The sequence below is a fragment of the Staphylococcus roterodami genome (assembly GCA_022493055.1).
In the GTDB taxonomy this organism is placed as follows: Bacteria; Bacillota; Bacilli; order Staphylococcales; family Staphylococcaceae; genus Staphylococcus; species Staphylococcus singaporensis.
Genome location: CP092781.1, coordinates 2,481,170 through 2,500,515 on the forward strand (window position 1 = coordinate 2,481,170; position 19,346 = coordinate 2,500,515).

The window sequence follows — 19,346 nt, forward strand, 5'->3', positions numbered from 1 at the left end:
TTAATGACATAGTACTGTATTCGTATCTGCACATTCGGTTGAAATATATGTCACATTTTCTTGTTGATTAATAAACGTATCATAATAACTATATTGCGACGGATGATATGTACTATTCGATGTATCATTTGGATTAAGTATACAACCATACCCAGCGTCATATAAATGTTCACAGAGTATAAGGGCATCATGTTTAGTACCACTTACTACATAAAATTGCTGAGTCGGATTAGAAGTTGTTGAGACATTTTCTGTATAACCCACTACTTCGCCTATAATACATATACCTGGTTTTGCCTCAGTTGCGTAACGCTCCAATTTCTCGACAATATTACTTAAGCGCCCTTTAACGACGAATTCATTAAAACAAGATGCTTGAAAAACAATCGCTATCGGATAATCAATATCTGTGTACTGTTGTATCTGGGCGATAATTTTCCCTAAACGTTTAACTCCCATATATATCGCCAACGTACCACCATTTACTAAAGCGTTGACATCTACTTCATTTTCTTCTGAATCTTTAAAGTGACCCGTCGAAAATGTAACACTTTTAGCAACAGCACGCATCGTTAATCCTGTTTGCATCGTAGCAACTGCAGCACTTGCAGATGTCACACCAGGTACAATTTCAAACGCAATATTAAACTTGTTTAGTGTGTCAACTTCTTCTTGAACTCGTCCAAATATTGCTGGGTCGCCACCTTTCAGCCTCACAACCTTGTTATATCGACGTGCCGCTTCCACGATACATTCATTTATTTTTTCTTGCTGAATATGTTTTGCATACGGCTTTTTACCAACATCTATAATCTCAGTTGTCGACTTCGAATATTGTAAAATTAACGGATTCACTAATCGATCATATAGTATAACATCCGCTTCGCGTATTAAACGCTCAGCCTTTTTAGTCAAATAGTTAGGATTACCAGGGCCCGCACCTATCAAGTAAACCTTGCCATATTCATCTACAGACATATATATACGTTCCCGTCTGTAACTTCTACCTCATATACATCTACACAACCTTCATCAGGTTCTTGTACAATCCCTGTATTTAAATCAATTTTTTGATCATGGAGTGGACAAAATACATATTCACCACTCACTGTTCCCTCTGACAATGGCCCTTGTTTATGCGGACAAATATTGTGAATCGCGTGAATTGTACCACTTTCAGTTAAGAATAATCCTATTTCTTTGCCTTTTACAATAACCTTTTTACCAATTAAGGGTGTCAATTCATCAAAAGTTGTCACTTTGATTTTCTCTTTCGTTTCCATGTATTACACCTTCTCTACTTCAAAGATTTTTCGAGCTTGCGCATTACTAGTGATTGCTTCCCAAGGCTCAGCTTCGACTGCTTTTTTAGCATCCATAATACGTTCGAATAATTCATTTTGTCTTTCTGAATCAAGTAACACTTCTTTCACATTTTCAAATCCTAGTCTTCTTAGCCAAGGTGCAGTTCTTTCAGCGTAAATTCCAGTCTCGCGATAATATTGCATTAAGGCACCACATAATTTAATCACTTCATCTTCAGTTTCTACAGTCGTTAAAAATTCAGCCTTTTCAACTTCTGTACCACCATTACCACCAATATAAATTTGGAATCCATTCTCAACAGAGATAATACCAAAATCTTTTACACCTGATTCTACACAACTTCTCGGACAACCTGACACGCCCATTTTGAATTTATGTGGTGTATCAATATATTCAAATGTTTTTTCTAAACGAATACCAAGTCGTGTCGTATATTGTGTACCAAATCGACAAAATTCTTTGCCGACACAGCTTTTTACCGAACGCGTTTTCTTACCGTAAGCTGATGCTGAACGCATACCTAAGTCTTCCCAAACAAGTGGTAATTCTTCTTTTTTCAATCCATATAAACCAACACGTTGCGAACCTGTCACTTTGACTAGTGGTACATTATATTTTTTAGCTACTTCTCCTAGACGAATAAGTTGATCTGCATCTGTAACACCACCTCGCATTTGAGGTATAACAGAGAAAGTTCCATCATTTTGAATATTTGCATGATAGCGTTCATTTGCAAATCTTGATTCTCTTTCATCTTCATGATCATGTGGATAAACCATATTCAAATAATAGTTAATCGCAGGACGACATTTTGGACATCCACCTTTGTTTTTAAAGTTTAAAACATGTCGGACTTCTTTAGATGTTTTTAAACCTTTTGCTCGTATTTGCGTAACAATTTGGTCGCGTGTCAAATCAGTACAACCACATATACCAGCAGGTTTGGCAGCAACAAAGTCATCGCCCAAAGTATGCTGTAAAATTTGAGCAATTTGCGGTTTACATTTACCACATGAATTACCCGCTTTTGTTTTAGCCGTTACTTCTTCCACTGTGGTAAAACCATTTTCCGTAATCGCATTTACTATAGTGCCTTTATCAACACCATTACAACCACAAATTGTTTCATCATCAGCCATATCAGCAATTGATAGCGATGCCTCTTCTCCACCTTTAGTAAGCAATGATACAAGTGTGTAATCTTCAGTGGATTCACCTTTTTTCATCATGTTATAAAAGCGTGAACCATCATCGATATCACCGTATAAGACTGCACCGACCACATTCCCATCTTTTAAAAATACTTTTTTATAGTTATTATCAACGCTATTAAATATTTCAATACCTTTGATTTCAGCATTTTCTACAATTTGACCAGCGCTATACAAGTCACACCCAGAAACTTTTAATGACGTAAATGTTGTTGACCCCTTGTATCCGTTCGTTTCTTTATCTGTTAAATAATCAGCTAAAACTTTACCTTGTTCATATAGTGGTGCAACGAGTCCATAAACTTTGCCGTTATGTTCTGCACATTCACCAACTGCATATATATTGCTATCACTTGTTTGCATCACATCATTGACAACAATACCACGATTAACGTCTAGACCTGATTCTTTGGCTACTTCTGTGTATGGTCGAATACCTACTGCCATAACAACTAAGTCTGCTGGAATTTCACGTCCATCTGCTAATTTAACTCCTTCAACATCATCTTCGCCTAAGATTTCAGTTGTGTTGGCTTGCATTTCAAACTTCATACCTTGCTTTTCTAGATCTGCTTTAAGCATATTTCCAGCTTTACGGTCTAGCTGCATTTCCATCAACCATTCAGCTAAATGTAACACCGTTACTTCCATACCTTGATCTAATAAACCACGTGCACACTCTAAACCTAGTAAGCCTCCACCAATTACAATTGCTTTCTTTTTAGTCTTAGCAATATTCATCATTTGTTCAGTATCATCAATCGTTCTCCAACCAATAACACTCGGTAATGTCGAACCTGGAACTGGAATGACGAATGCCTTGGATCCTGTCGCAAAAATCAATTTATCGTATGCTACTTCAATACCATTTGCAGTAGTAACTGATTGATTTGCTCTATCTACTTCAATCACAGGATCATTTGTAATTAACTTAATATCGTGTTCCTCATACCACTCATAGGGATTCATAATTGTTTCTTCAACTGTCATTTTATTTTGTAAAATATTTGAAAGCATGATGCGATTATAGTTTGGATAAGGTTCTTTACCAATTACCGTAATATCATATAAATCGTTGGCGCGCTCTAATATTTCTTCGATTGTTCGAATGCCCGCCATACCGTTACCAATCATTACTAGTTTTTGCTTTGCCATAAAATATGCCCCTTTACTTCATAATATTTATTTCAAAAAGGTTATAATGTTTCGTTTGTACTTTTATATTTTCATCGGAGTCATTAAATTTTCTAATCTATCATTAATAATTCGTTTTAAAATCGGGTCGAAATTAATAGAAGGTGTGATGTGTATATCTGTATTAATAACCATGTCATTCATTTGCTGCTTCACTTTGTTAACAAGTCTTCCGTCATATAAAAATAATGGTACGACAATCAATTTTTGGTACTGTTTCGCAATATCCTTTAAATCATGCGTAAAGCTGATTGAACCATAAAGCGTTCTCGCATAAGTTGGTTTATTAGTGCGTAGTGTTTGAACACATGTTTGTAACTCGTCATGTGCCTTTGTATACTTGCCACTAATATTGCCATGTGCAACAACGACAATTCCTACTTGTTGTTCTTCATCTACTAGTGCGTCATCAATACGTTGCATGATGATTTCTGTCATTAAAGGATGTGTACCAAGTGGCTCGCTTACTTCTATCTTTATGTCTGGATACCGTCGTTTCATTTCATGAACGATATTCGGTATATCTTTGAGATAATGCATTGCACTAAAGATAAGCAATGGTACAATTTTAAAATGGTCAACCCCACTTTGAATCAACGTCGTCATTACTGTCTCTAAATCCTGATGCTCACTTTCTAAAAACGCAATATCATAGTGATGTATATCATCTTTTACTAATTCAGAAATAAATGCTTCTAACGCTTGATTCTGTCGTCCGCGCCTCATGCCATGTGCAACAATGATATTCCCATTCACATTTACCAACCCTTTCACACGTATTGTATACCAAATCATTTCGCTTTTGTGAAAAGAATCACATTATTATGCAAAATCAGGGAATTCCCTGATGCCTGTAGTCATGCATATTCCTTATACCTTTTTTATATTTCTTAAAATAAAAAACGACCAATATATTAACACTTACTCAACATTCATTTGAGCAAGCATCAACATATTAATCGCTTATTGTGTGTGTAATTTTTTTAAAATGGTGGTTGTCCTAAGATTGATTCTTCAAACCGTTCAGGAATAAGAATTTTACGCATAATAACACCTAAATCACCATCATCATTTTCATGTTCACTATAAATTTCGTAACCTCTTTTTTCGTATATTTTAAGTAACCATGGATGCAATCTAGCAGATGTACCTAAAGTTACTGCTGCTGCCTTTAACGTATCTCGTAAAAATGTTTCTTCAACATAAGTAAGTAATTGACTGCCAAAGCCTTGGCCCTCATATGCTGGATTAGTCGCGAACCACCAGACAAAAGGATAACCAGAAATACTTTTTAAACTGCCCCATGGATATCTAACCGTTATCGTAGAGATAATTTCATCATCAATGGTCATGACAAATGTCGTATTTTTATCTATATTTTCTTTAACAGCATCTAAATCTGCATTAACTGAAGGCCAATCAATACCAAGTTCTCTTAGCGGTGTAAATGCTTCATGCATGAGTTGTTGCAACTTTTCTGCGTCTTGTTCACTTGCAAGTCGAATCATCGTTTTTGTCATATTATTCCCCACTCTTTTTTATAATGATTTAACCATATTTTATTTTTAAAATAAATATCCATCAAAGTGTATCAATAAATTTATCACATGTCAGAAAGTATGCTTCATCTGAATACACCAATACTCTCATGAAACTTATTAAAAATTACTCTCTCAACGTAAAAAAACCATTCAAATTCATGAATGGTTTGGAAGAATGATTCATTGTTACACTATTTAATCACTACATCTTAATTATTGTTGCTCTAAACGATTACGCTTACCATTTAAGAAAGCATAAACGAGACCTACAAAAATACCGCCACCAACAAAGTTACCTAAGAAAGCAAAAACGATATTTTTTAAAACGTGTAACCATGAAACTGCATCAAGGTTAAAGAATACCATGCCTGCGTATAGACCTGCATTGAACACAACGTGTTCATATCCCATGTATACAAAGACCACGACACCACAAGCTATGAAGAATGCCTTTGTTAAGCCGCCTTTGAATTGCATAGAGATGAAAATACCAATATTGATAAAGAAGTTACAGAAAATACCTTTTGTAAAAATATTCAACCATGTTGAATCAACAGTCTTTTTCTGAACTAAAGCTGTTAAAGCTTGTGTCATTTCTGGTGTCATGACATGCGCAAATTTCATTAAGAAAAATAGCACAAACCCACCTAAAATATTTCCTAAGAAACAATATAATAAAATCCAAGTCATCTTCTTAACAGAAACGACTTTATAATACCAGCCTACTGTAAAGTACATGAAGTTACTTGTTAATAATTCAGAGTTAGTTAATACAACTAAAATCAAACCTAAACTAAACGCAATGGCTCCCATTAAATTGATAAGTCCATCTACGTGAGTACTCGCAAACTGCGTCTTTATTCCGAACATAAATACAGTAACGATTGAGAGTAAAAATCCGGCCATCATTGCTTTAAGCATATATCGGCCAGGTGTTTGCTGTACCATTACTTGCTTCATTTGTACTGAAGATGATATTGAATCAACTATTGCGCCTGTTGAATATGTATCTTCAACTGTTTTCTTATTTTCTATCACAGTACTTCCCCCATTTACTTTGATCAAATAAAATTTACTTTCTAATTATATTAGTAAATCAATGTAATTGATAGATTAAATTTCAGAAAAATCTTTTTATTCTCTCAAAAATGTAGTTTTCTTTCATAAAAACAGCGAGATAAATCACGTGATTGGCTAATACCTTTATGATTAAAGATATTACGACACTCATTTTATCTCGCTTTATTATCAAGCTATTTTTTATATTTTTTTAAGTTTGAAAAGAAATGTAAACCGTAGGCAAATACACTGTAACCAATTGCAGTACGTAAAATAAACCTTATAAATTTATTAGGTACACATTTTGACGTCACTGAAATAGAAGATAGTAGTGTTGTGAAAATATATAATATTAAAACTTTGATATAACGTTCTACCATCGAATCATCCCTCATTTTTATAATATTACAAGATTATTATAAACCGAATGAAACAAAAAAGTTTTTACATATTTTCAACAACTTTATTTCAATAATGCATCAAGTTGATCTAAAGTTTGATTCATACCTGCTTCAACACCCATTTCAATTACTTGTTGAGCTGCTTCTTTCGTTGGAAATGTTGAGATAGATGTCACAGTTGTCTCGGTTTTACTAGTTTCTGAAAATGATAAAGATATCTTCATACTTGGCATTTTAGTATCTTTGTTTCCCTCAGACGTTGCAAATGAGTCAATGTATTCAATTAAATGTGGGCGTTTAACTGTTTCGTATTCTGCTAACGTATAGCTCATCATTGCTGGTGTTTTAATTGCATAAAATGCATCGCCACCAGTAATTGCATTAAAGCGAAATACTTTTGTGCTAGCCCCTTTTGGATGAAACCATTTTTCAAATAATTCTTTTTTAGTATAAGCATCAAATACCTTTTCTATTGGTGCTTGTATCGTTCTTGAAAAAATAATTTTATTATCTTCAACTTTAATCGTCATCTACTCACTCCCTATTTTTATCTTCCTTCATACTACCACGCTTCCGATGATATTACTTCTAAATATTTTAATAAGCATCCTTTTATTATTTTTGATAACTCATTTCTATTACTAGTTTTATTTCCTCAAAAAAACACACTCTATCCAGCTTTTTACAGTTGAATAAAGTGTGTAAACCTGTTGAATTAATGTGCTAACATTTCTTCTTTAATTTGGTCTTTATTTAATTTTGAAGGATAATATGTTGGCCAGTTATCCATTTCTTTTAATAAAGCGTCATTATCATTACCCATAAAGATATGGAAGTGCTCAGCTTTTTTAGGTGCAATATTGTGGTCACTAAATTGGATATATTTCGGCAAATCTTTATCATTACCATCTACCAATTTAAACATAAATCTTACACCACGATTTCCTTTAGGATATTTCAATATTTTCTTACCATTGTATTCATATTTACCAGTATGTTTCTTACCATCTTTAGTAAATGTAATTTCATTACCTTTAATATCAATATTAGTAATATCAGTTTTATATCCTTTTTCATAATACGCTTTTAAATCTTTTGCAGATTTTTTAGGATCATTTTCAGCTTTATGTTCCATTACTTCATCAAGCGTACCATCTTTTAAATACGGATAAACAGATTGCCATTCACCAGCATAATCGCTAAGTTCACGGTCTTTAACTTGTTCATCTTTAAAATAACCATCAGAAATTGCTTTGTCATGTTTGCTTTCAGCTTTGTCGTCTTTCACTTTAATATCACTATCTAAAGCTTTGCCAATATTTTCAATGTTTGTTTTCATTAATGATTGATAAGTGATGTTATCTTTTTTCTGTTGTTCTTTATTTAAAGATTCCATGTTGTAGAATTTTAACGGTTTTGCATCTGTTTCTTTACGAATTGTTTCAGTCACTTTATTCGCTACGTTATCTTCATAAAGAATGTATTTCGCATTACTATCTCTAATTTCTTTAACAATTTTAGTTAATTCTTTTTGTGATGGATCTTCAGCATTCATGTTTTGAATACCTTTTTGTACAAAACCATAACGATCAGCTAAGTATCCGATTGATTCATGCGAAATGAATACCGCATTACCTTGCTTATCTTTTGTAACTTGCTTCATATCATTATCAAGTTTTTTAAGATCGTCATTTAATTTTTTATAGTTTTTCTCGTAATCATCTTTATGTTTTGGATCTTTTTTCACTAACTCATCTTTAATTTCTTTAGCGAAAGTTTGGTTGATTTTAGGATCTAACCATATATGTGGATCATATCCTCCATGATGATGATGATGTTCCTCTTTTTCATGATCATGATCTTCATGCTCTTCACCATGTTCATGCTGATCAGTTAAAAGTTTCGATTTATCTAATTTATCCTCTAAAGATAACTTCTTATCTTTATCTTTGATTGTTGATGCTACTTTTTTAGCAACTGGATCTAAATTGTCCCCTGTATACATAAACAAGTCTGACTTACTTGCACTTAAAATGTCTTTTTGCGTTGGTTCATAACTATGTAAATCTGTCCCTGCTGGATAGATTGACGATACTTTTACATGTTTCCCACCAATTTGCTCTGCAAATGATTGCAATGGATACACAGTTGTTTTAATTGTTACCTTGCCATCTTTATCTTTTCCATCATCATTCCCACATGCGGCTAATGATAAAGTTACGACTGGTACTAGAAGTAACATACCTAATTTCTTTTTCATAGTCACCCTCCTAAATAGTAATAGTTACGTTTTAAAATTATATACTCATGCTACTTAAAATACAAGCACTGTTTTTACAAATAATATAAAGTCGAATCATACTATAGGGGTTTACCATTTTTCGATTTATCTAATACATGATCATTGCACACACATGATAAAGAAAGTTTTATAGTATTTACGAACGTCATAATATAAAAAAAAGACAATTCCTATTATATTCACAATAGAAATTGCCTCATCGTATTGTCCTAAAAACAATTCTCATATTTTAACATGTTAGTTTTTTAGATTTAATAATGGTATTTACATGATGCTATTTTTATATGATTGTCATCTACTGTATAAACCAGTCTATGTTCATGATTAATACGTCTACTATAATACCCATTCAAATTCGATTTTAACTTTTCAGGCTTACCTATACCTTTCAATGGGCTATTTTTGTCAATACTTTTAAGTAACTCATTAATCTTCTTCACCATTTTTTTATCGTTCTGCTGAAAGTACTCATAATCTTCAAATGCTTGGGGCGAGAACGTAATATTCAACCTAGCCATTACACATCTATATCTTTCGTTACAGTTTTGCCTCGTTCTAAATCTGCAATTGATTGTGCTAAGTGCTCAGCATTATTCGGATTCTGTTGAAGGTAAAGTGTTTCAATCATAGAGTTATAATCTGATTCTGACATGATTACTACGTTTTTATCATCAGTGGATGTTACTGTTACCACATCACTATCATCATTTACTTTTGTCATAAGAGACTTTAAATTCTGTCTAGCGTATGAATAGTTTTTTACAATCATATTTGTCGCCTCCTTTTACTACACTTTCATTGTACAAATATTTGTACAACCAAACAAGTGAGATGTCACAATATACGCTTGTCATAATAATAAAGAAATAGCTATCCTATCTTCTCTCGTTCTGGTCAAAAAAGTTGGCATAGTAATTTCTACCTATTTAAGTTGCATACATTAAAAAGACAATCTCTATTATATTGCTAATAGAAATTGCCTTATCGTATTGTCCAGTAAAATTATGTCACAAACTTACCTCGACAATTAAAATTATTTGATTTTATCTTTTAATAACTTCTCGTAACTTTCATAATCATATGGATCTTCAACTTTTTCACCATTAATAAATGCCGTTGGTGTCGTTTTAATATGATTATCTTTAGCTATTTTTTTATCTTTTTCAGCAGCTTTCCAAGATTTGCTATCTTTTGTTTTATAATCTTTTATAATTTTATTTTCCGTATCTTTATCTAAATGAAGATTTTTAATTTGCTTATCTAACACTGATTCTGTTAACCATTCTTTATTTTCATCTTGTTGTGCCGCAAATAGTTGCTTTTGAAAATCTAAAAATGATTTAGGTGCGTACATCAAAACTGCATGACTCGCACGCGAACCTACTATTGAATCTTTACCTAAGAAAGCTAAATTTACGAATTGGTATTCCGCTTTGTGGTTATCAATATAATGTTTTCGTAATTTAGGCATAACCTTTTCGTCTAATTCTTTACAATAAGGACATTTATAATCGCCATAGATGACAATTAATGGCTTACCACTTTTCGTAGATGTCGTTGCTGATTCTTTTTTAGCGCAAGCTGTTAAAACTAACATGCTTACAATAAGTATAGTTAGTAATTTTTTAGTCATAGTTACTCCTATTCATAGACTAGTTTGTCATATTTTCTTCTTGATAATCCGCTTCATGTTGTTGATAGTATCGTCTAGAATCAAAATCTTTTTTATATGTCACATGTTTACCACTAAAATCATATCCAAAGTAATGTACTTCATCATCATTACTCAATGGCTTATAGGCTAAAATAATAATTTTATCCTTATCGTAAATATAAATATTAGCATCTTTACGTTCAAAATGATCAACACGATCGCCATTGCCATTTTTAGCTAATTGCTCTTGCTTCTGATTTTGAAGTTTAACTGCTTCATCTATTTCTTTCACATATTTATCATTACCACATCCCGCCATAAAGATAAGTAATAAAAATATCGCTATTACCAATCGCTTCAATACATCCACTCCTAATTTCATATCCAACTAACTTTCAATATATTTATTACTATACACCGTCTAACATCAACGCGCTACAACAACTGTTATACATTTAATATAAAACAACAAAGATATAATTGTTGTGTATACTAATAGAAAAACATATTTGATTTCTCATGTGTATTTACAGTCATTTTTTGATAAAATAAAACAATAGTATTGTTAATAAATTAAAATTTTACAGTTCTATTCAGAGAGGGACGGGATAATAATGAACTTTGTAACTTTGACTTCAGAAGAATTCAATGAATTTACAACAAAGTATTTCTCACATTACACACAATCAGCTATTCATTTTGACAATAGGGTTGATTTAAAACGTGATGTGCATCTTGTGGGAGTTAAAGATGACAACGAAGAAGTAGTAGCCGCCTGCTTATTAACAGAGGCACGTACACTTAAGTTTTTTAAATATTTCTATACACATCGTGGACCAGTGATGGATTATACAAATCAATCATTAGTCTCATTTTTCTTTAAATCACTAACTTCATATTTGAAGAAACAAAATTGTTTATATGTACTTGTAGACCCATATTTAAGTGAAAACTTACGTAATGCAGATGGTGAGATTATTAAATCTTTTGATAATCGTGCATTCGTCAAAACAATGTCATCATTAGGTTATAAACATCAAGGATTTCCAGTGGGGTATGATTCGATGAGTCAAATTCGCTGGTTGTCAGTATTAGATTTAAAAGATAAAACAGAAGAGCAATTATTAAAAGAAATGGATTACCAGACACGACGTAATATTAAAAAAACATATGATATTGGCGTCAAAACAAAAACATTAACGATTGATGAAACACAAACATTTTTCGACTTATTCCATATGGCTGAAGAAAAACATGGTTTCAAATTCCGAGAGTTACCATACTTTGAAGAAATGCAAAAATTATACGGTGACCATGCTATGTTAAAGTTAGCTTATATCGATTTGAACGATTATTTAAAAACTTTACAATTAAAGCAGCAACAATTAACCGCTGAGCTCTCGGGTGTTGAAGAAGCGTTAAAAGAGAGTCCTAATTCAAAGAAAAATAAAACAAAACGTACACAGCTAGAACAACAGCTAAGCAGTAATAAGCGCAAAATCGACAATACAACCGAACAAATTGAACAAGATGGTGCCGTGTTAAATTTAGCCTCTGCATTGTTCATCTATAATGACCATGAAGTTTATTATTTATCGAGTGGATCAAATCCTAAATATAATGCTTACATGGGCGCTTACCATTTACAATGGGAAATGATTAAATTCGCCAAAGCGCATCATATTGATCGTTATAACTTCTATGGTATTACCGGAGACTTTTCAGAGTCTGCTGAAGACTACGGTGTACAACAATTCAAAAAAGGGTTTAACGCGCATGTTGAAGAGTATATTGGTGATTTTATTAAACCAATTAAGCCAATGTTTTACAAAGTTCAACAGTATTTAAATCACAAACGTCGTTAACAGATCACTCCAAGATCTTGGCGATATAACAAAGAACCACACATCATGTTCAAGGCAAAATTGCCATATTAACATGATATGTGGTTCTATTTTATTAATCTTCATTTATAACATTTAAGAAACGTCTTAATTCTTCTGTTTTCGGACGATTGAATATATCTTCAGGTGCCCCTTGTTCTCCAATCATACCTTCATGAATAAATACAATATTATTTGATACTTCTTTAGCAAAACGCATTTCATGTGTCACAATGACCATTGTCATACCTTCATTTGCTAAATCTTTAATAACCTTTAAAACATCATTCACAAGCTCAGGATCAAGTGCAGATGTTGGTTCATCAAATAACATCACTTTAGGATTCATCGCTAGTGCTCTCGCAATCGCAACACGTTGTTGCTGCCCACCTGACAATGCATGTGGACGTTGATCTTTAACATGTGTCAAACCAACTTTCTCAAGCAACTCCAGTGACTTTCCTCTTGCTTCAACCTTTTTCATCTTTTTAACTGTAATAAGACCTTCCATCACATTTTCTAATGCTGTCTTATGTGGAAAAAGATTATAACTTTGAAATACCATACCAGATTGTTTACGAACTTCTATTTGTGATTTTTTATCTTTAGATGTATATGTTTTGCCGTTAACATAAACAGTACCTTCTGTTGGGATTTCTAATGCATTAATCATGCGTAACAATGTTGTTTTACCAGAACCAGAGCGACCAATTAAAGTTACAACCTCACCTTTATCAACAGATAAATCAATTCCTTTGATAACTTCAACATCATTAAATGATTTATGGATATTGTTCAATTGAATCATGAGCGATACCCTCTTTCAATATAAGATTCATAGATACCTTGGATTATTGAAATAATAAAGCATACCACCCAGTACATTAACGCTACTAATACATAAATTGTTAAATATTCATATGTTGTAGACGCAACTTCTTGAGCTTTTCTAAACATTTCTGCTACTAAAATAAATCCTAATAATGATGTATCTTTGATTAAACTTAAAAATGTATTTCCTAAAGCAGGTATAGATACGCGAATTGCCTGCGGTAAGATAATACGTTGAACCGTTTGACGATATGTCATACCAATGGAATATGCCGCTTCCGTTTGACCTTTAGGTATAGAAATAATACCGCCACGAATAATTTCTGAAGCATAAGCACCTACATTTAGTGATAATCCGATAATAGCAGCAACCACAGGTGCCAATGTCCATTGATTGTCTGCATCGTTTGTAAGCAATCTACCTAATTCAGGAATACCATAAAATATGATAAATAATTGTACTATCATTGGTGTGCCTCGAATAATTGATACGTAGACACGTGCAATACTTCTCAAAACTTTACTCGTTGAAATGCGCATCAATGCTGTAAATAATGCAATAATCAATCCTAATACAAATGTAACTAATGTAATTGGAATAGAATATTTCACCAAACCTTCGAGCATTGGCCCGAAAGCTTGTTTTGCAGCATCAAGTGCATGTAGTTGTTCACTATTTAGATTTAGAAACATCTTGACCAAACCATTTCTTACCTATTTTAGCTAATTCACCGTTTTCCTCGATTTTTTTCAAGCCATCGTTGAATTTTTGAACTGTTTTGTCATCTACTTTTTTAGAAAATGCAAATGCAGACTTACTTTGTTCAGCATCACCTTTAATAGCTTTGATCTTAGCATTAGGTTTTTGTTTTTTATAATCTAAGTATGACAGACTATCATTAAATGTACCATCAACACGCTTAGACAATAATAAATCCATTGATTGGTTAAAGCCATCAACTTTTGTAATATCAGCACCTTTATCTTTAGCTAATTTACCGTAATTAGATGTAAATGTTTGTGCTAATTTCTTACCTTTAACATCATCAAAATTTTTGATATTTTTCTCATTTTCACGAATAACTAATACAGCACTAGAGAATGTGTACGGAGTTGAAAATTTATATTTCTTTTCTCTGTCTGGATTAATACCAACCTGGTTCGCAATTACATCAAAACGCCCTGCGTCTAATCCTGCAAACATTGAATCCCAAGATGTTTCGTTAAATTTAAGTTTTAAACCTTCTTCTTTCGCCACTGCCTTAATAACATCGATATCATACCCAGTTAATTTACCATCTTTATCATGAAAACTAAATGGTGCATATGTCCCTTCAGTACCAACATTAATTGTCTTACTATCTTTACTAGCATCCTTGTCTTTTGACGAATCATTACCACATGCAGCTAGTACGAAAACAAAAGCTACTATCACAAATAAAAGTCTTTTCATAGAATATATCTCCTTATTCTTATTATTCTAATCGGAATAAAAATATTTTAATCTGAAACGCGAGATAAGTCAATATGTTGAACTTTTGTTAAAAAGCGTTATATAGCTAACAACTTATCTTTATTGATGTAGATCAACTTCTTTTTTCTTACCTTGTAACATGAATGAACAAAAGAAACTAATAACTGTAATCAACACAGCAAATAAGAATCCAGCATGATAGCCATGTAACATTGAATCAATTTTAATTTGATTCATCATTTCAACTTTATTTAATCCGTGATAGTCCGATATATTAGGAGAAAAGTTTTTACTAGCATGAGATAAAATAGTAATTAAAATTGCTGTACCAATTGAACCAGAAATTTGCTGTACTGTGTTAGTCATAGATGAACCATGTGCATTCATTTCAGGTGTCAGTTGATTCATTGTATGTGCCATAACCGGAATTAGTCCTAAAGCTATTCCTACCATTCTTATTGCATAAACAGTTGCTAACATAATCGTAGATGTATGCTCATCCATAACTACAAAATAAGTAGTCGTAATAACTACAATAGACATACCTACTAATGCCAATTTTCTCGGACCGAGTTTTCATATAGCGCTCCTGAAGTCATCGACATAAATGCCATTACAATAGCACCAGGTAATAATGTCAAACCAGAATCTAAAGCTGAACGATTCAGTAAGTTTTGCACAAAAATTGTTTCTGATCCAATCATAGAGACCATAGTGACACCCATAATAATAATACCAACAGTAAATTGTTTATTTTTAAATACGCCAAAATTCAACAATGGTATCGTTAAACGATATTGACGTAATACAAATAATGCAACGAGTACAATGCCACCAATCATTGATATCAATACAATTGGATTATCAAATCCTTTTTCAGAAATTGAACTTGTCCCGTATAATAACCCACCGAAACCTAGCACAGATAATATAATAGAAATCATATCGATAGGCACTTTGACATTTGTCCCTACATTTTTAACCGTTTTAAAACCTACTAAAAATGTAATCGCTGCAATTGGCGCAACAACGTGAAATAATGAACGCCAATTTAAATATTCAACTAAATATCCAGATAACGTCGGACCAATAGCTGGAGCTAAACCAATCACTAGACCAAAAATCCCCATATATTTACCACGTTCATGTGGTGCGAAAATATCTAAAACTGTTGTCATCATAAGTGGCATCATAATCCCTGAACCTAATGCCTGAATAATTCGTGCAATTAGTAAAATTGAAAAATGTGGGCTAAATCCGCCTAGCAATGTACCCACAAAAAAAGATTAATATACCAACTAAAAATACTTGCCTTGTTGTATAACGTTGTATCACTAGTGCTGATAATGGAATAACAATACCATTAGTTAATAAAAATGCTGTAGTCAGCCATTGTACTTGAGTATACGAAATATCAAAATCTTTCATAATACTTGGTAAAGCCGTTACCAATAATGTTTCATTAAGTAACCCAAAGAAGCCACCCATTAACATTGTAATAATCATCGTAAGCTTTTGTTTCTTCGACATTTAAATATATCTCCCCTCATCATCTAAAATATATCCCGCAATTTTTAGACATTCGGCAATTATACCTATTTTCCAATAAATAAGTACGGGTTTATTGAAAAAAATTCACAAACCGTAATGATTACTATTTACATTTAGATAATAATAAGGCATAATATATATATAAGGAGGGATATAGATGAAATTAGATTTACAGACTGCTCGTCGTAATTTAAATAGCCCTAACATTAAAACAAGAAAGCGTGCTTTGAAAATTATTAAACAACATAAAAGAGCGAAATAATTGTTTTAATTTGACTATATTGTATATCTAACTATATTTTCGAGTATCCCTAGCTCGTCAATATATAATAACTCTATACTTACTATTTCCTTACATTACTTCACATATTTAAGAGCTGCATATACACTCACTCCTTGTGTACATGCAGCTCTTTTTTTATAAGTAATATTTATCTTTAACTTCTAAATCATCTGTTAATTCATAAACAAGCGGGGCACCTGTTTTAATTTCGTAGTTAATAATATCCTCATCAGAAACATCTTCCAAATATTTAATTAATGCACGAATAGAATTTCCGTGCGCAGAAACTAATACTGTTTGGCCATCTAATAAATATTGTGAAATGTGATCAGTCCAAAATGGAATCACACGCACTAGAGTATCTTTTAAGCTTTCTGAATATGGCATCATGCGTTTGTCTAAATGATTGTAACGACGATCAGCTAAGTATGCTTCACGTTGTTCTTCAGTTTCTGCTGGTGGTTTCACATCGTAAGAACGACGCCAAATATGAACTTGTTCTTCACCGAATTCTTTTCTAGCATCATCTTTATTTAAACCTTGTAATCCACCATAGTGACGCTCATTTAAGCGCCAGCTTTTATAAACTGGAATCCATTGTTGTTTAGATTCAGTTAAAATATAATGCGTTGTATCTAAAGCACGTGTCAGTAATGATGTAAATGCTACATCAATTGCAATATTATTTTCTCTTATTTTTTCTCCTGCTCTAGTAGCTTCATTAATACCTAGTTCAGATAAATTAACATCTTCCCATCCAGTAAATAAATTTTTAGCATTCCACTCGCTTTGTCCATGTCGACATAAAATTAATTTTGGCATAATTCATAACCTCTTTCCTTTTATCTTAGGATGTTATTTCAGGAAAACTGAAATGATTTAACTTTTGTAATGAAACTTATGGTTTGCTTTAAATTCAAAAAATTAAATCGATAGTTTATAGATATAGAATACATAAATCCTATTCCCCATTTTCATTTATTTAATTCATAAACAAATAAATAACTTCCTATTAACAAATCATATTATACACCTTTCCCTTTTATTTTTCTAAGGTTCTAAAAATATTTTTAGGTTACCCTAATTCTATAACAAAGAAAAACACTTCAATAGATAAAAATTTATCTATCAAAGTGTAAAATACTTATAGATGGTCTGGTTCAGGATGTACATACACTGAAGAAATACCTTGTTTATGTAAATGATGTTCAACTTTATCACAAATTCGATGTGCTTCTACTAGAGATAGACTCGCATCCACAACAATTGTTACATCGATAAATACACTACTTCCATGATATCGTCCTTTAATACTTTTAACATCTTGTACTTCATCAACATCTAAGATATCGTTACGATACTCTTCTAATTCTGTCTCATTAAATCCATCACTTAACATAAATATAGCTTCCTTAAAAATACCGAAACCTGTATAAACAATTAATAGACCTAAAAGTGTAGCCAAAATAATATCGACGATTGGAAAACCTATTTGTGTAAATATTAATCCAATTGCTGTTCCGATACTGACTAAACTATCAGATAGATTATCTTTTGCAGCTGAATTTAAAGAACTACTTTTCGTCTTTTTCGCTAAGCGTTGATTAATAATAAACACAGCCAACATAACAAGACCACTAATTAAACTGATAATAATTGTTATTGCATTTGGCACAACATCATCTTCTTTAAATAGACGAGGTCCATTTTGAATAACTACTTGGATACCGACAAACATAATAACGAATGACACTAATAAAGAAGAGATGTTTTCAGATTTCAAATGACCATATGGATGATTTCTATCAGCTGGTTTAATAGAAATTTTCAATCCAATGATAACGGCTAAAGATACAATAATATCTGTCATATTATTTAATGCATCTGCTCTAACTGCTGCAGAATTAAAGACAAAACCTGTCACATATTTAACTATGGATAAGATAATATATACGGTTAAACTTAAATAAGCGCCACGTTGTGCCAATTTAAGATTTTCATTATGAGACATGCGTTGAACCACCTTGAATTAGTATAGTAACAATATTATGAATGATTCATTTTAAATTTACAACGTTTTTATTTTTTATAAATTTTTATAAAATTAAACTAATTATTTCATTAGCATTCCCTAATATTTTTTTAGCCTTTCTGCGATATTTATGAGCTAGAAAGGCTTACGCATTAGTAGCGAAGCTAACTAATGTGTTCCTCTGCTTTCTGCGATATTTATGTGCTAGAAAGGCGCCCAACTCTTCCTGTTTGTTAACTTTCGTCTCGAAAGTTTCTATGTTGGGTCCCTACGCATGAGTAGCGAAGCTAACTAATGTGTTCCTCTGTTTTCTGCGATATTTATGAGCTAGAAAGGCGCCCAACTTCCCATGCTTGTTAACTTTCATCTCGAAAGTTTCTATGTTGGGTCCCTACGCATGAGTAGCGAAGCTAACTAATGTGTTCCTCTGTTTTCTGCGATATTTATGAGCTAGAAAGGTTCTCAATTCTTCCTATTTGTCAGAATATATGTCGAAACTACATTCATTTCCCCCTCTAAAAACACGCTGAATATTCTGAATTAAAGGCTTGTTTGGTTAGTTAACACAAGTTAATCGATTAGTTAACATTAGTTAATAATTAGT

General features: G+C 32.4%; 20 protein-coding genes and 2 pseudogenes. 2 read left to right on the plus strand and 20 right to left on the minus strand.

Features of this window, described 5'->3' with window-relative positions; all coding sequences use genetic code 11:
* The 14 genes and pseudogenes from cobA to ML436_12250 form a co-directional block, all read right to left on the minus strand.
* Entirely contained in the window at nt 1–978 is a 978-nt protein-coding gene (gene cobA, locus ML436_12185) for a uroporphyrinogen-III C-methyltransferase (protein ID UMT77874.1), read from the minus strand.
* On the minus strand, nt 969–1,283 hold the full coding sequence (nirD, locus tag ML436_12190; GenBank protein ID UMT77875.1) for a nitrite reductase small subunit NirD: 315 nt from the start codon (nt 1,281–1,283) through the stop codon (nt 969–971). The genes cobA and nirD overlap by 10 nt, the downstream gene beginning before the upstream one ends.
* Before the next feature lie 3 nt (nt 1,284–1,286).
* The gene (gene nirB, locus ML436_12195) at nt 1,287–3,692 is read right to left on the minus strand and encodes a nitrite reductase large subunit NirB (GenBank protein ID UMT77876.1); all 2,406 of its coding nucleotides are present in this window, start codon (nt 3,690–3,692) and stop codon (nt 1,287–1,289) included.
* A gap of 63 nt (nt 3,693–3,755) precedes the next feature.
* Nucleotides 3,756–4,487 carry a sirohydrochlorin chelatase gene (locus ML436_12200; GenBank protein ID UMT77877.1) on the minus strand — a complete coding sequence of 244 codons (732 nt, stop codon included), beginning with the start codon at nt 4,485–4,487 and terminating at the stop codon, nt 3,756–3,758.
* A gap of 227 nt (nt 4,488–4,714) precedes the next feature.
* A complete protein-coding gene (locus ML436_12205; GenBank protein UMT77878.1) occupies nt 4,715–5,251 on the minus strand; it encodes a GNAT family N-acetyltransferase in 537 nt (178 codons plus the stop codon).
* Between the two features lie 234 nt (nt 5,252–5,485).
* The gene (locus ML436_12210; protein UMT77879.1) at nt 5,486–6,310 is read right to left on the minus strand and encodes a formate/nitrite transporter family protein; all 825 of its coding nucleotides are present in this window, start codon (nt 6,308–6,310) and stop codon (nt 5,486–5,488) included.
* A 215-nt stretch (nt 6,311–6,525) separates the two neighbouring features.
* Complete coding sequence (locus ML436_12215) at nt 6,526–6,711, minus strand: hypothetical protein (GenBank protein ID UMT77880.1); 186 nt, start codon at nt 6,709–6,711, stop codon at nt 6,526–6,528.
* Between the two features lie 83 nt (nt 6,712–6,794).
* Nucleotides 6,795–7,262: an SRPBCC domain-containing protein gene (locus tag ML436_12220; protein UMT77881.1), complete on the minus strand. Its 468-nt coding sequence runs from the start codon at nt 7,260–7,262 to the stop codon at nt 6,795–6,797.
* Nucleotides 7,263–7,447: 185 nt separating this feature from the next.
* The gene (gene adcA / locus ML436_12225; GenBank protein ID UMT77882.1) at nt 7,448–8,992 is read right to left on the minus strand and encodes a zinc ABC transporter substrate-binding lipoprotein AdcA; all 1,545 of its coding nucleotides are present in this window, start codon (nt 8,990–8,992) and stop codon (nt 7,448–7,450) included.
* 293 nt (nt 8,993–9,285) lie between these two features.
* Complete coding sequence (locus tag ML436_12230) at nt 9,286–9,552, minus strand: Txe/YoeB family addiction module toxin (protein UMT77883.1); 267 nt, start codon at nt 9,550–9,552, stop codon at nt 9,286–9,288.
* Entirely contained in the window at nt 9,552–9,803 is a 252-nt protein-coding gene (locus ML436_12235) for a type II toxin-antitoxin system Phd/YefM family antitoxin (GenBank protein ID UMT77884.1), read from the minus strand. Before ML436_12235 ends, ML436_12230 begins: the two co-directional genes overlap by 1 nt.
* 157 nt (nt 9,804–9,960) lie before the next feature.
* Nucleotides 9,961–10,029, minus strand: a pseudogene (locus tag ML436_12240) (hypothetical protein).
* Nucleotides 10,030–10,067: 38 nt separating this feature from the next.
* Nucleotides 10,068–10,667, minus strand: a complete 600-nt coding sequence (locus ML436_12245; protein UMT77885.1) for a DsbA family protein — start codon at nt 10,665–10,667, stop codon at nt 10,068–10,070.
* Nucleotides 10,668–10,686: 19 nt separating this feature from the next.
* Complete coding sequence (locus ML436_12250; GenBank protein ID UMT77886.1) at nt 10,687–11,049, minus strand: DUF4467 domain-containing protein; 363 nt, start codon at nt 11,047–11,049, stop codon at nt 10,687–10,689.
* Nucleotides 11,050–11,302: 253 nt separating this feature from the next.
* Here ML436_12250 and ML436_12255 point away from each other — a divergent pair, with 253 nt between their 5' ends.
* A complete protein-coding gene (locus tag ML436_12255) occupies nt 11,303–12,553 on the plus strand; it encodes an aminoacyltransferase (GenBank protein UMT77887.1) in 1,251 nt (416 codons plus the stop codon).
* A gap of 94 nt (nt 12,554–12,647) precedes the next feature.
* Here ML436_12255 and ML436_12260 read toward each other — a convergent pair whose 3' ends face one another.
* From ML436_12260 to ML436_12275, 4 genes and pseudogenes are all read right to left on the minus strand, one after another.
* Nucleotides 12,648–13,379, minus strand: a complete 732-nt coding sequence (locus ML436_12260) for an amino acid ABC transporter ATP-binding protein (protein UMT77888.1) — start codon at nt 13,377–13,379, stop codon at nt 12,648–12,650.
* Nucleotides 13,376–14,095 (minus strand): amino acid ABC transporter permease, encoded by a 720-nt coding sequence (locus ML436_12265; GenBank protein ID UMT77889.1) that lies wholly within the window; start codon nt 14,093–14,095, stop codon nt 13,376–13,378. The genes ML436_12260 and ML436_12265 overlap by 4 nt, the downstream gene beginning before the upstream one ends.
* Nucleotides 14,076–14,855 carry a transporter substrate-binding domain-containing protein gene (locus tag ML436_12270; protein ID UMT77890.1) on the minus strand — a complete coding sequence of 260 codons (780 nt, stop codon included), beginning with the start codon at nt 14,853–14,855 and terminating at the stop codon, nt 14,076–14,078. The genes ML436_12265 and ML436_12270 overlap by 20 nt, the downstream gene beginning before the upstream one ends.
* 120 nt (nt 14,856–14,975) lie before the next feature.
* Nucleotides 14,976–16,406, minus strand: a pseudogene (locus tag ML436_12275) (DHA2 family efflux MFS transporter permease subunit).
* A 178-nt stretch (nt 16,407–16,584) separates the two neighbouring features.
* Here ML436_12275 and ML436_12280 point away from each other — a divergent pair.
* A complete protein-coding gene (locus ML436_12280; protein UMT77891.1) occupies nt 16,585–16,689 on the plus strand; it encodes a putative metal homeostasis protein in 105 nt (34 codons plus the stop codon).
* A gap of 156 nt (nt 16,690–16,845) precedes the next feature.
* Here the strand turns inward: ML436_12280 and ML436_12285 are convergent, their stop codons facing one another.
* Both ML436_12285 and ML436_12290 read right to left on the minus strand, forming a co-directional pair.
* Nucleotides 16,846–17,532 (minus strand): 2,3-diphosphoglycerate-dependent phosphoglycerate mutase, encoded by a 687-nt coding sequence (locus tag ML436_12285; GenBank protein ID UMT77892.1) that lies wholly within the window; start codon nt 17,530–17,532, stop codon nt 16,846–16,848.
* Nucleotides 17,533–17,854: 322 nt separating this feature from the next.
* Nucleotides 17,855–18,721: a cation diffusion facilitator family transporter gene (locus tag ML436_12290; GenBank protein ID UMT77893.1), complete on the minus strand. Its 867-nt coding sequence runs from the start codon at nt 18,719–18,721 to the stop codon at nt 17,855–17,857.
* Nucleotides 18,722–19,346 lie beyond the last annotated feature (625 nt).